10 protein-coding genes are annotated in these 12,687 nt (G+C 74.1%); 3 read left to right on the forward strand and 7 right to left on the reverse strand.

What is annotated here, in order from left to right:
* Positions 1-136: 136 nt before the first annotated feature.
* The gene (locus tag ACPCK6_RS14625) at positions 137-2,128 is read right to left on the reverse strand and encodes an acyl-CoA dehydrogenase family protein (protein WP_423481362.1); all 1,992 of its coding nucleotides are present in this window, start codon (positions 2,126-2,128) and stop codon (positions 137-139) included.
* Positions 2,129-2,298: 170 nt separating this feature from the next.
* On the opposite strand from ACPCK6_RS14625, the gene ACPCK6_RS14630 reads away from it, so the two are divergent.
* From ACPCK6_RS14630 to ACPCK6_RS14640, 3 genes are read left to right on the forward strand one after another with little or no spacing between them, the layout of a single operon-like run.
* Positions 2,299-4,020: an ABC transporter transmembrane domain-containing protein gene (locus tag ACPCK6_RS14630; RefSeq protein WP_423481363.1), complete on the forward strand. Its 1,722-nt coding sequence runs from the start codon at positions 2,299-2,301 to the stop codon at positions 4,018-4,020.
* The gene (locus tag ACPCK6_RS14635; protein ID WP_396883492.1) at positions 4,017-5,798 is read left to right on the forward strand and encodes an ABC transporter ATP-binding protein; all 1,782 of its coding nucleotides are present in this window, start codon (positions 4,017-4,019) and stop codon (positions 5,796-5,798) included. Before ACPCK6_RS14630 ends, ACPCK6_RS14635 begins: the two co-directional genes overlap by 4 nt.
* A gap of 34 nt (positions 5,799-5,832) precedes the next feature.
* Positions 5,833-7,356 carry a class I SAM-dependent methyltransferase gene (locus tag ACPCK6_RS14640; protein WP_396883491.1) on the forward strand — a complete coding sequence of 508 codons (1,524 nt, stop codon included), beginning with the start codon at positions 5,833-5,835 and terminating at the stop codon, positions 7,354-7,356.
* A 38-nt stretch (positions 7,357-7,394) separates the two neighbouring features.
* On the opposite strand, the gene ACPCK6_RS14645 is transcribed toward ACPCK6_RS14640, so the two are convergent.
* The 6 genes from ACPCK6_RS14645 to ACPCK6_RS14670 are packed head-to-tail and all read right to left on the reverse strand — an operon-like array spanning position 7,395 to position 12,528.
* The gene (locus tag ACPCK6_RS14645; RefSeq protein WP_423481364.1) at positions 7,395-8,084 is read right to left on the reverse strand and encodes a LysE family translocator; all 690 of its coding nucleotides are present in this window, start codon (positions 8,082-8,084) and stop codon (positions 7,395-7,397) included.
* On the reverse strand, positions 8,077-8,466 hold the full coding sequence (locus ACPCK6_RS14650) for an avidin-fold protein (protein ID WP_423481365.1): 390 nt from the start codon (positions 8,464-8,466) through the stop codon (positions 8,077-8,079). Before ACPCK6_RS14650 ends, ACPCK6_RS14645 begins: the two co-directional genes overlap by 8 nt.
* Entirely contained in the window at positions 8,457-9,716 is a 1,260-nt protein-coding gene (locus tag ACPCK6_RS14655; RefSeq protein WP_423481366.1) for a lysine N(6)-hydroxylase/L-ornithine N(5)-oxygenase family protein, read from the reverse strand. Before ACPCK6_RS14655 ends, ACPCK6_RS14650 begins: the two co-directional genes overlap by 10 nt.
* Positions 9,716-10,759 carry an NAD(P)/FAD-dependent oxidoreductase gene (locus ACPCK6_RS14660; RefSeq protein WP_423481367.1) on the reverse strand — a complete coding sequence of 348 codons (1,044 nt, stop codon included), beginning with the start codon at positions 10,757-10,759 and terminating at the stop codon, positions 9,716-9,718. Before ACPCK6_RS14660 ends, ACPCK6_RS14655 begins: the two co-directional genes overlap by 1 nt.
* Positions 10,752-12,119 (reverse strand): class I tRNA ligase family protein, encoded by a 1,368-nt coding sequence (locus ACPCK6_RS14665; protein WP_423481368.1) that lies wholly within the window; start codon positions 12,117-12,119, stop codon positions 10,752-10,754. The genes ACPCK6_RS14660 and ACPCK6_RS14665 overlap by 8 nt, the downstream gene beginning before the upstream one ends.
* Positions 12,112-12,528: a cupin domain-containing protein gene (locus tag ACPCK6_RS14670; protein ID WP_423481369.1), complete on the reverse strand. Its 417-nt coding sequence runs from the start codon at positions 12,526-12,528 to the stop codon at positions 12,112-12,114. Before ACPCK6_RS14670 ends, ACPCK6_RS14665 begins: the two co-directional genes overlap by 8 nt.
* Positions 12,529-12,687: the final 159 nt, after the last annotated feature.

Here is a 12,687-nt window from a genome sequence, read left to right on the forward strand (position 1 = left end):
TGCGTCCCAGCGGAGGGACCGGCGGGAGCTTTGCAGTTACTATCACCGCCGTAACGAAATGTGTCAATACACGTCGGTCGATGTCTGCCGCCCGGATCGGCCACCGGTCGGCGGCCGGGGCCGTGGCGCCGGCCGGTTACGCGGCGACCGCCTGCGGGTCACCCTTGGCGTCGTGGGCGGCCATCGTCTCCTGCCGTGCCGGCTCCTCGCGCAGGATCGCGGCGTGCAGCCACGCATCCGGGATGGCGAAGCCGTCCACCAGCGTGCGCATGGACGGGCGCAGCTCCTTGAGCAGCCCGTTCACCACGCCCGTGATCGCCTTCGACCGGGCCGGGGTGAGCCGGCCGTGCTCCAGCAGCCAGCCCTTGTTCGCCTCGATGACACTCAGCGCGTACAGGTCGCAGACCCGGGACAGCAGCTCCTTGACCGCCGGGTCGGCGGTGGCGTCGATGCCGGCGACGAACGCCTCCAGGGTCACCCGGTCGACGTGCGCGGCGGCGACGGCGAGGACGTGGTCCTGCACGTCGTTGAAGATGTCGAACGGACGGTCCTTCTTGGTGGAGGCGCCCCCGCGCAGACGGCGTACCGCGCTGTCGAGCAGGTGCTCCTCACGGTCCTCGAACACCTTGAGCTGCCAGCCCCGGTCGGTGACGGCGACCTCGTCGTCCCGGCCCGGCACCGCGCCGACCAGCCGCGCGATGAGCGCCCGCGCGGCGGTGCGTTCCAGCACCATCTCGCGTACCTGCTCGGCCACGAACGAGGCGCGCCCCCAGCCGTCCAGCGAGCCGAACTCGTCCCGGTAACCGGTCAGCATGCCCTTGGCGACCAGCTGCAGAAGCACCGTGTTGTCGCCCTCGAAGGTGGTGAACACGTCGGTGTCGGCCTTGAGGCTGGGCAGCCGGTTCTCCGACAGGTAGCCGGCCCCGCCGCACGCCTCCCGGCACATCTGGATGGTGCGCGTGGCGTGCCAGGTCTGCGCCGCCTTGAGCCCGGCGGCCCGGGACTCCAGCTCCCGCTGCCGGTGCTCGTCGACCGGCCCGTCGCCGCCCTGGATCTCGTCGAGCGCGGCGACCAGTTCGGTCTGGGCGAAGTGCAGCGCGTACGTGGTGGCCAGCGCGGGCAGCAGCTTGCGCTGGTGGGCCAGGTAGTCGTTGAGCAGCACCTCGCGGTCACCCTCGGCGTCGCTGAACTGGCGGCGGATGTCGCCGTAGCGCACCGCGATGGCCAGTGCCGCCTTGGTGGCCGCCGACGCGGCGCCGCCCACGCTGACCCGTCCCCGCACCAGCGTGCCGAGCATGGTGAAGAACCGGCGGGAGTCGTTCTCGATCGGGCTGGAGTACGTCCCGTCCTCGGCCACCTGCGCGTACCGGTCCAGCAGCATGTCCCGCGGCACCCGTACGTGGTCGAAGCTGAGCCGCCCGTTGTCCACGCCGAGCAGGCCGGCCTTGGGTCCGGCGTCGCCGATGGTCACGCCGGGCATCGGGTTGCCGTGCTCGTCGCGGATCGGCACCAGCCACGCGTGCACCCCGTGGCGGCGCCCGTCGCTGATGAGCTGGGCGAAGACCACTGCCATCCGCCCGTCCCGGGCCGCGTTGCCGATGTAGTCCTTGCGGGCCGCCTCGTGCGGCGTGTGCAGGTCGAAGGTCTGCGTCTGCGGGTCGTACACGCAGGTGGTGCGTAGTTGCTGCACGTCCGAGCCGTGGCCGGTCTCGGTCATCGCGAAGCAGCCGAAGATCCGGCCCTCGACGATGTCCCGCAGGTACGCGTCGTGGTGCCGCTTGGTGCCGAGCGCGGCGACCGCGCCGCCGAACAGGCCCCACTGCACGCCGGCCTTCACCATGAGTGACAGGTCGACCTGCGCCAGCATCTCGGTGGCGACGATCGAGGCGCCCACGTCGGACCGGCCGCCGTACTCGGCGGGGAAGCCCGCGGCGATGCCCAGCTCGACCGGGAGTTCGCCGAGCAGCCGGGTGATCCGCTCGCGCGCCTGGTCGCCGGTCTCGCCGTAGACCGGCAGGAACCGTTCGTCGAGATGGTCGCGGTGAGCCCGGCGGACCTCGGCCCACGGTCCGTCGAGCGTCTCCTGAAGGCGGGCGATGTCGATGCGGCCGGACGCGTGATCGAGCATGGTCGCTCCTCGGGGCAGCGGACATATGGGTGCACTCTCGGCCTGATCAACATTACCGGCGGTCACCGTGCCCCGCTGGCGGAGGCCGTGGTGAGCCGTGCCACCCGACTCGGTCGCCGCGCGTGCTGAGGTTAGGCTGTCCTCACTTCGAGCACTGGAGGCCTCCCCTCGTGTCCCCGCAACCCGCCGACGGCGCCGTCACGGCCCGGTACGTGCTGCGTCAGGCGTTGCGCCGCCAGCGACGGCCGGTGCTGATCGGCGTGACGCTGCTCGGCCTGCACCAGGTCGCCGAGGCGCTCGTGCCGGTGGCGATCGGCGTCATCATCGACCGCGCCGTGGTGACCGGCGACCCGTGGGCGCTCGCGTACTCGGTCGCCGGCCTCGCCGCCCTGTTCGCCGTGCTCGCGTTCGCCTACCGCAACGGCGCCCGCCAGGCGTTCGCCGCCGTCGAACGGGAGGCGCACCTGCTCCGGGTGGAGATCGCCGAGCGCGCGCTCGACCCGCGCGGGCACCGGTCCGGCCTGCGCGACGGCGAACTGCTCTCGGTCGCCGCCTCCGACGCCGAACTCGCCGCGTACGTGGTGCGGGTCGCCGGGTTCGGTGTCGCCGCGGTGACCGCGCTGACCGTCGCGGCGACCGCGCTGCTGGTCATCGACATCCCGCTCGGGCTCGGCGTGCTCGTCGGCGTACCGGTGCTCGTGCTGGTGCTGCAACGGATGGCGCCGCTGCTGTCCCGGCGCAGCACCTCCCAGCAGGAGGCCCTCGCGGAGACCACGGCGCTCGCCGTGGACCTCGTCTCCGGCCTGCGCGTGCTGCGCGGCATCGGCGCCCAGCACCACGCCGCCGGCCGGTACGCCGCCGCCAGCCGCAACGCGCTCGCCGTGACGCTGCGCGCCGCCAACACCAAGGGACTGCACCTCGGGCTCACCACCGCCGCCAACGGCCTGTTCCTCGCCGCGGTCGCCGGTGTCGCCGGCTGGCTCGCCCTGCGCGGCCGGCTCACCATCGGCGAGCTGGTCACAGTGGTCGGACTCGCGCAGTTCGTCGCCGAGCCGGTGCAGACCATGGGCTGGTGCGTGCAGCTGTTCGCGATGGCCCGCGCCTCCGCCGCCCGGGTGGCGCGCGTGCTCGGCGCCGAGCCGCTCACCCGGCCCGGCGACACGCCCGCCCCGGCCCACCCGGACGGGCCCCGGCTCGCCCTCGACGACGTCGGGCACGCCGGACTCGACGGGGTGAACCTGCGCGTCGGCCCCGGCGAGGTGGTCGGTGTGCTCGCGTACGACCCGGCCGACGCCGAGGCGCTGGTGGCGCTGCTGTCCGGGCGGGTGCCGCCGGACGCGCGCCGGGGCACCGTGCGTGTCGACGGCGTGCCCGCCGACGACCTGCACGTCGACGTGCTGCGCGGCACCGTGCTCGTCGAGCCGCACGACGTGACGCTGTTCGAGGGCACAGTGGCGGCGAACCTCGCCGCCGGCGCACGTACCGATCAGGCGCGGCTGCACGCCGCCGTCCGGGCGGCCGCCGCCGAGGACGTGGTGGACGCGCACCCCGGCGGCCTCGACCACCGGCTCGTCGAGCGGGGCGCGAACCTCTCCGGGGGACAGCGCCAGCGGCTCGGGCTGGCCCGGGCGCTGCACGCCGACCCGCCCGTGCTGGTGCTGCACGACCCCACCACCGCCGTCGACGCGGCCACCGAGGCGCAGCTCGCCGACGGGCTGGCCGAAGCGCGCCGGGCGGCGCCCCGGGGCACGCTGCTGATCACCAGCAGCCCGGCCCTGCTGCGCATCACCGACCGGGTGGTGGTGATCGCCGACGGCCGGGTGACCGCCGAGGGACCACACGAGCGCCTGCTCGCCGAGGACCCCCGCTACCGCGAGGAGACGCTGCGGTGACCGCCGAACCGCGTACCCCCGGCCGGACGTTGCTGCCCGTCGCGTCCGCCCGCCAGACCTGGACCACGCTCGTCGCCCGGTTCCGCGACCGGCCCGGCCTCAGCGCCGCCGCGGCGACGGTGCTCGTCGCCGCCGCCACCGGTGGCCTGGTCGCACCCTGGGTGCTCGGCCGCCTGGTGGACGACGTCATCGCCGACGCCCCGCCCTCCCGGATCGCCGGCCGGGTGGCGGTCATCGCCGCCGCCGCCGTGCTCACCGGCCTGCTCACCGCGCTCGGCGCCGCGCTCGCGTCCCGGCTCGGCGAGACGGTGCTGGCCCGGCTGCGCGAGCGCGTCCTCGACCGGGCGCTGCACCTGCCGTCCGCGACGCTGGAACGGGCCGGCACCGGCGACCTGCTGGCCCGCGTCGGCGACGACGTGGCGGTGGTGACGAACGTGATAGCGGTGAGCGGCCCGTCGTTCGTCGGCGCGCTGCTGTCCGTCGTGCTCACCGTGTTCGGGCTGGTCGCGCTGGACTGGCGGCTCGGCCTCGCCGGGCTGGTCGCCGCGCCCGCGTACGCGCTGGCGCTGCGCTGGTACCTGCGGCGCTCGATGCCGTACTACGCCCGTGAGCGGGTCGCCACCGGTGAGCGGACGCAGGCGATGGCCGGTGCGCTGCGCGGCGCGGCGACGGTGCGCGCGTACCGGACCGAGGACGCGCACGTGGCGGCGATCGCCGAGCGGTCCGGCCTGGCCCGCGACCTGTCGCTGGAGATCTTCAACCTGCACACCCGCTTCGGGCTGCGGATCAACAGGTCGGAGTTCCTCGGTCTGGCCGCGGTGCTCGTGGCCGGGTTCCTCCTGGTCCGCGACGACCTGGTCACCGTCGGCGCGGCGACCACCGCAGCGCTCTACTTCCACCGGCTGTTCAACCCGATCGGCCTGCTGCTGATGGAGTCCGACTCGGTGCTGCAGGCCGGCGCGAGCCTCGCCCGGCTGGTCGGCGTGGCGAACCTGCCCGACACCGCACCGGCCACCGCGTCCGCCCCGCCCGCCGGCCCGCGCGGGCCGGCCGCGCTGGACGTCACGGTGCGCCGGCACCACTACGACGACGGGCCGCTCGTGCTCGCCGACGTCGAGCTGCGCCTGGCACCGGGCGAGCGGGTCGCGCTGGTCGGCGCCAGCGGCGCCGGCAAGAGCACACTCGCCGGCATCGCCGCCGGGATCATCGCGCCCACCGACGGATCGGTACGCCTCGACGGCGCGCCGCTGACCGGGACGGGCGAGGCCACCTCCCGGCGGGACGTGGCACTGGTCAGCCAGGAGGTGCACGTCTTCGCCGGCCCGCTGGCCGAGGACCTGCGCCTGGCCGCCCCGGAGGCGACCGACGCCGTACTGCTCGACGCGCTGGAGCGGGTCGGCGCCACCACCTGGCTACGTGCCCTGCCGGACGGGCTGGCGACGCCGGTGGGTGAGGGCGGCCACCGGCTCACCGCCGCGCAGGCCCAGCAGGTCGCCCTGGCCCGGCTGGTGCTCACCGCGCCCGCCGTCGCCGTGCTCGACGAGGCGACCGCCGAGGCCGGCAGCGCCGGGGCCCGCGACCTGGACCGGGCGGCCCTCGCGGCCACGCAGGGGCGGACCACGCTGATCGTGGCGCACCGGCTCAGCCAGGCGGTGAGCGCGGACCGGATCGTCGTGCTCGACCACGGCCGGATCGTGGAGCAGGGCACGCACGAGGAACTGCTCGCCGCCGACGGCCGGTACGGCCATCTCTGGCGTTCCTGGCGCGTCCCGGTATGATCACCGCCCGCTCCACCGCCCAGGCGAGGTGACCATGACCGACCTGCCGATCCGCTTCGTGCTGTTCCCGGGGCGGCACCACCTGCTGACCCGGTTCCAGGCCGACTACCTGAGCCGGCTCGCCGGCGACGAGGCCACAGTGGTCTGGGCGGTGACGTCGGCCAACCACGAGAACACCAGGCGCAACCCCGTCGCGTACCACAGGCGGGAGGCCGCGATCGAGCGGTTCAGCGTGCTGACCGGGTTGCGTTCGCTGGCCGTACCGATCTTCGACACCGCGTACACCGACGCGTTCGCCGAGGTCACGCTCAAGAGCATCGCGGTGGCCACCGGGCTCGAACTCACCCCCGCCGACACGGTGGTGGCCTGCTCCACGCCGGAGGTCGCCAAGCTGTACGAGCGGCTCGGCTTCGCGATCGCGCAGGTCGAGGCCGACCCGGACCTGCCCGAGACGCCGGAACGGCCGTGGGACGTGCTGCTGCGCCTGGCCGCCGGCGACGAGAGCTGGCGGACGCTCACCCATCCGGCGACGATCGACGTGTTCGAGCGCTACCGCCTGGTCGAGGCGATCCGGTCGGTGGTGAACGACCCGCTCGTCGGCGACGAGGGCGGCCTCACCGTCACCCGCGACTACCGCACCTACGTGGAGGCGTTCGCCTCGGCCGCGCACCGCAAGTGGGACTCGGTGCGCCGGTACGTGCAGCCCGGCCGCATCGTGGACATCGGCTGCGGCGCGGGCGCCGTCCTGGAACTGGCCGACCGGGAGTCCGCGCTGCGGGAGAGCGACCTGATCGGCGTGGAGGTGGCCCGCCACCTCTATCAGGAGTGCCTGCACAAGAAGGCGCAGGGCGTGTTCCGCAACGCCAACGTCTACTTCTTCCACCGCAACGTCCTCGGCGGCGCGGTGTTCAAGGACCGCTCGGTCGACACCACGCTCACCTTCGCGCTGACCCACGAGATCTGGTCGTACGGGCGGCAGCGGGAGTCGCTGCTCCAGTTCGCCCGCCGCATCCACGACCACACGGTGCCCGGCGGCGTCTGGATCAACAGCGACGTGTGCGGGCCGGACGAGCCGGACCGGCCGGTGATCCTGCGGCTGACCGGCGACGACGGGGACAATCCCGCCTCACCGCGCCGGGATCTCGCCGACCTGTCCTCGGCCGAGGTCCGGCGGTACGTCTCCGGACTGTCGACGCGGGCCCGGCTCGACCAGTTCGCCGTGGACTTCGCGTTCGGCTTCGCGTACGAACCGCTCGCCGACGGCACGGTCCGCCTCGGCCTGGGCGCGGCGATGGACTACCTGACCCGCAAGGACTACACCGACAACTGGCTGTCGGAGACGAAGGAGCAGTTCTGCGGCCTGAGCTTCGCCGACTGGTCGGAACTGCTCACCGAGGCCGGTTTCGAGATCGGCCCCGCGTCGGCGCCGGTCCGCAACGACTGGGTGATCGACAACCGGATCGCGCCCGTCGCGTCCCTGACCGACCTGGACGGCCGGCCGCTGGACTGGCCGACCACCCACGTCCTCACCGTCGCCCACCGCCCGCGCAACGCCTGACCCGTGGGCGCCCACCGGACCGGCGGGCGCCCACGGGGTCAGTGGCTCAGCGCGACCCGTACCGCCAGGACGATCAGGATCAGCCCGGTCAGCCGTTCGATCACCAGCAGCACCGACGGCCGGGTCAGCCACGGCTGCAACCGGTCGATGAGCAGGATGTAGCAGGCCCACCAGAGCACGGCGAGGCCGATGAACGTGGCGGCCAGCACCGCCGTGCGGGTCGCCGCGCCGTCACCGGGCTTGACGAACTGCGGCACGAACGAGACGTAGAAGACGACCACCTTGACGTTCAGCAGCTGGCTGGTGACGCCCATGACGAACGAGCGCCGGGCCACGTGCGGCTCGTCGGCGGCCGGGATGTCCCGGACCGGCGCGGCGGCCTCTGTGCCGGCCCCGCCCGCGCCGACCGGGACCGGCTGCGCCACCGGGGCGGTCCGGCGGGGCCGGGTGGCCCAGAGGATGGTGCCGCCCAGGTAGAGCAGGTACAGCGCACCGGCGACGCGCAGCACCGTGTAGAGCGCCGGCGAGGACACCAGCAGAGCGGACAGGCCGGCGGTGGCGAGCGAGGCGTGCACCAGCGCGGCGGCGAACAGCCCGGCCAGCACCACGAACCCGGCCCGCCGTCCGTACCGCACGGTCTGCCGGGTGACCAGGGCGAAGTCGACGCCCGGCACGATGATGATGAGCAGGCTCGCCGCGACGAAGCTGACGATCTGGATGTCAGACACGCTGCTCATCCCTCGCCTCGGCGCGGGCCGGTGCGGCCTCCTCGATGACGGAGACGCCGCTGTCGCGGCGCGGCCCGTGCCGGCGCCACTGCTCGCGCAGCCGGATCCGGCCGTCCGGCAGCCGCTCGGGCCGCGACTCGCACTCGCCGACCACGATGCTGCCGTCGGTGAGCACCTCCACGTACGCGAAACGCACCACGCCCTGCGCGTCGCAGGTGCCGGCGAGCCGGCCGTGCCGGACCGGACCGCCGGAGATCTCCGCCCAGACCAGGTCGCCGCGCTGGTGGTAGTGCCCCCGCAGTGGATCGGCGTCACCGGCGTGGTCGACGGAGACGAAGATCCGGTCGTCGTAGTCGAACGACGTCATCGCGCTCACGCCCATCGGGTGCTCAGGTAGTCGTCGCGGAACCGGCAGACCGTGCGGCCGGCGATCGAGTTGAGGATCATCGCGCTGCGGATCGGCAGGATGCTCAGGTTGGAGTCGACGAGCCCCTGGACGTACCGCCCCCGGTTCAGCACGAAGATCTTGTGGTCGTCGGCGTGCTTCCAGCGGATCGAGTAGTCCGACTCGATGACCGGCTCACCGCGCTCGTCCAGGTCGATCAGCGCGGTCAGCTCGGGGTCGAAGGGCAGCGGCGCCTGCCGGCGTCCCGCCGCGACGACGAGGTTCACCGCCCGGTGCCGCTCCTCGCCGCTGCCGGCCGTCAGGCACTCCAGCTCGACCTCCCCGTCGAGCTGCCGGGCGCCGGTGACGGTACGGCTCGGCATGATCGTCACCGGGAACCGGCCGGTGCGCAGCCGCTCCTCGTAGTTGTGCTGGTAGACGCCGCGCAACGTACCAGGGGAGATGCCGTCGCTGGTCAGGATCTGACCGGAGACGAGCCGTTCCCGCACGTCCCGGGACAGGGTGAGGAACGCCTCCTGGTAGGCGGGCCGGTACAGGTCGTTCGCCGACGGGGAGTCCTCCAGCGGCGCGAACCACGACCGCCGCCCGATCCACCTGATGTCGCGGCACCCGCGGGCGAGCAGCGCCGCGACGCACTCCGCGCTGGTCTGGCCGCTGCCGATCACGATCCACGGCAGGTCCGGCTCGTCGGGCACCGTGGCGAGGCGCCGGTGCAGCTCGTCGGCGACGAACAGGTGGCGCGGGTCGAGGGCGTCCAGGAACTCCGGTACGAAGGGGACGGTTCCGCTGCCGAGCACCAGGTGCCGGGAGCGGGCGACCTCCGCACCGCCGCTGCGGCTGACCAGCGTGCCGTCGAACTCGACCCGGTCGACGCGGGTGCCGTACGTGATGCGCGGCAACCGGCCCGCCGCCCACACCAGGTACTGCTGGTACTCGATCCGGGGGATGGTGTCGAACCCGGCGCCCAGCAGGGCGTACACCCGGCCGGTGGTGACCAGGTAGTTGAGGAACGACAGCGGGTGGGTCGGGTCGTAGAGCGAGACCAGGTCCTTGACCCAGCCGGTCTGCATGCGGACGCCGCTGTGCAGCATCCCGTCGTGCCAGCCCGGCCGGTCGCGGGCCTCGAACAGCGCGATGTCGTGCGGCGCGAGGGTGTCGTACATCGCCGCGAGGCTCAGGTTCGCCGGCCCGGCGCCGATTCCCACTGTGTGAAAGGTCTGCGTCATCAGTCTTCCTCTGTCTGGCTGTGGGGGACAGGGATCGCGGTTCGGGTGTTCAGCAGGGCGGTGGCGGCGAGCCGGCTGGCGGCCAGGACGGTCTTGGCGGCGCCGCCGCTGCCGCCGGTGAAGGTGTGCACCGCGCCGGACACGTGGCGCAGGGCCAGGCCGGCGGGCTCGCTGTAGCAGTCGGCGGCGCTCACCGGCGGTCCGGCCGGTCGCGGGTCCAGGCCGGGCAGCCGCCGCGCCGCCACGGTCAGAACCCGTGCCGCCAGCGCGGCGTCCGGCTCGGGGGACGGTGGGTCGACGTCCCACCTGTCGCTGGGCAGCCCGAGCAGCACCCGCCCGGGACCGGCCGGCCGGCCGTAGAGGCCGCTGGTCACGTCCACGAAGCACGGCAGCTCGGCGCGGCCGGTGACGTGGTGGGCGTACTGGATGTGCTTGGTGCGCAGCGTGGCCGGCAGCCCGGCGGCGCGCAGCAGGCGCGGGGTCCAGGCCCCGGCGGCCACGACGACGAGGTCGCCGGTGAGCCGGCGGCCGTCGCGCAGCTCGACCGCGCGGTCGTCGAGGCGGGCCACCGGTGTGGTCTCGGTCCGGCCGAGGCCACGCAGGACCGCCCGGCGCAGCCGGTCCGGGTCCAGGTAGCCGGCCCGGTCCTCCCAGATTCCGACAGTGCCGTCCGGGAGACCGGCGAAGCCGAACCGGTGGGCCACCTCGTCCCGGGTCAGCGTCTCGGCGCCGTCCACGCCGGCCGCCGACGCAGCGTCGAGGAGGTAGAGCGAGCCGGTCCGCCGCCACCCGGCGGCTGTCGCGAGGGACGGATCGGCCAGCAGTTCGGCGAGGCTCGCGGCGGCGAGAGCCCGAGCGGCGGGGTCGGGCTCGAAGGCCCGCACCAGCCCGCCGGAGGCGGCCGTCGCGTCGGCGGGCCGCCCGTGCGGACCGCCGTCGTGCGGACCGATCAGGACCGCGTCGGCGCCCGCGTCCCGCAGCCGCCGGGCGAGCAGGACGCCGCTGATGCCCGCGCCGACGACGAGCACGCGCGGCTCACCCATCAAAACCCGCCGGTTCCGCGCCGCCGACGACGCCGAGCAGGCGGGCCGCCCGCTCCGGCCGGCCGGGGTACGCGGCCAGCGCCGCCCGGACCGCGGTGGCCGGGTCGAAGTGCTCCGGCCGCAGCGCCTGCTCGCCGCGCGTCAGTTCGGTGTCGGCCAGGACGCCGTCCAGGCCGGCGGTGGTGCCGGCCACTGTCGCGGCGTACCGGGCGGCGAACGCCTCGTACGCCTCCGGCCGGAAGTCCGACTCGTAGCTGTCCGGCCGGTCCCAGCTCAGGTACGCCCGGACCACCGCCGGGTCCTCGGTGGCCAGGAACTCGTGCGCCCAGATCGCGTGCTCGCGGCTGGTGGAGAACTTGGCGCCGGTGAGCCGGTAGAACTCGTTCACCACCAGCCCGGTCGGCCGGTCGGGCAACCCGGCGGCCAGGTGCAGGGCCGGGATGAGCAGCGCGTAGTAGAACGCGTTGTCGACCCCGAGGAAGATCCACTGCTCGTCCACGTCCCGCCACGCGTCCAGGTACCCGGCCAGCGTGTCCGCGTCCGGCCGCAGGTGGCGGGCGGGCAGCACCAGGTTGGCCAGGGCCATCTCCGCCCAGACGTCGATGCGCAGGCCGCCGTCCCACTCGATGCCCCAGTCCGTCGGGTACGCCAGCGGCACCTCCGGCAGCCCGCCGTCGAGGTACGACGCGACGAGACGCCGCAGGCGGGGCGGCAGCACCGCCCGGGACCAGAACTCGGCCAGCCGCTCCCGGTGCTCGTCGAGCCGCAGCACCGGGACCGTGTGCGGGACCGGTTCGGGTGCCGCGTCGCAGCAGGTCGACCGCGCGCCGACCAGGCTCGCGGCGGTGCAGAACCCGCCGCAGCCCTCGCAGGTGCCGCCGTTCGCGCCGGCGCCGCAGGCCGGGCAACGCCCGGCGACCCGGACGTGGTGCAGGGTCCGACCACAGGCCGCGCAGGCGCGCAGCGACACCGGGGCCACGTCCACCACCTTGGCGTCCACCAGGTCGGTGAGCAGGCGCGCCACCGCCCGGCGGTAGCCCTCGTCGGCCAGCGGGTCGGCCATCACGTCGTACCGGATGCGCGCGGCGCGCAGCGCGGCGTGGATCGACGCGCCGTAGCGGGCGACGGTGTCCGCGGGCGTCTCGCCCCGCGCCTCCGCCCGGGCGAGCACGTAGTTCTGGTGCGCGTCCAGGCCGCACTGGGTCACCACCCGCCGGCCGGCGGCACGCAGCGCGCGGGCCGCGATGTCCCCGGCGACGTACGGGCCGCTGAGGTGCCCGAGGTGCAGCGGCCCGTTCGGCGTCGGTGGCGGTGTCACCACCAGCACCGCGCCGGTGGAGGTGGCCGACCCGTCAGTCACGGCCGGTCCCGGCGTCCGCACCGGCCTGCGCCGAGTCGCCGGGCTGCGCCGAGTCGCCGGGCTGCGCCGCCTCGTCGGGCCGGGGCATCCAGTAGATGCTGAGGATGGTGAGCGGCTGCTCCGGCGAGGGGTTGTGGATGACGTGGCTCTGCTCGGGTTCGAGCAGGATCACGCCGCCGGTCGGCACCTCGACCTTCTCGCCGCCCGCCTCGTAGATGGCCGTGCCGCGGGTCACCACGGCGAACTCGACCTCCGGGTGGATGTCCTCGCTGCTGCTGCCGCCGGGTGGGATCACGCACCACATGGCGTCGAACGGCAACGGGCCGAGATCGCGGTACTGCGTCCAGCGGCCGATCCGGATGCCGTACTCGTCGGTGAGTTCGGCGGTGTCGCTGACGTACCTTCGCATGTTCGTCCTCCTGGTCGGCGCGCTGCCCTCCGGGCCCGCGCCGGACGGATCTGAGGTTTGCGGAGAGTGACCGGAAGTGCTGCTTCTGCGACGCTGCACCGATGCCGGAAGGACCCGTCTCGTCGACTGTCGATTCGACTCCGGTCGATAGCGTCGGAC

This window comes from Micromonospora sp. AB353 (assembly GCF_049538395.1).
Taxonomy (GTDB): domain Bacteria; phylum Actinomycetota; class Actinomycetes; order Mycobacteriales; family Micromonosporaceae; genus Micromonospora; species Micromonospora aurantiaca.

Coding starts and splice junctions, on each gene's coding strand:
- ACPCK6_RS14625 (WP_423481362.1), bottom strand. CDS start 2,128: ATGCTCGATCACGCGTCCGGCCGCATCGACATCGCCCGCCTTCAGGAG.
- ACPCK6_RS14640 (WP_396883491.1), top strand. CDS start 5,833: ATGACCGACCTGCCGATCCGCTTCGTGCTGTTCCCGGGGCGGCACCAC.
- ACPCK6_RS14650 (WP_423481365.1), bottom strand. CDS start 8,466: ATGGGCGTGAGCGCGATGACGTCGTTCGACTACGACGACCGGATCTTC.
- ACPCK6_RS14655 (WP_423481366.1), bottom strand. CDS start 9,716: ATGACGCAGACCTTTCACACAGTGGGAATCGGCGCCGGGCCGGCGAAC.
- ACPCK6_RS14660 (WP_423481367.1), bottom strand. CDS start 10,759: ATGGGTGAGCCGCGCGTGCTCGTCGTCGGCGCGGGCATCAGCGGCGTC.
- ACPCK6_RS14670 (WP_423481369.1), bottom strand. CDS start 12,528: ATGCGAAGGTACGTCAGCGACACCGCCGAACTCACCGACGAGTACGGC.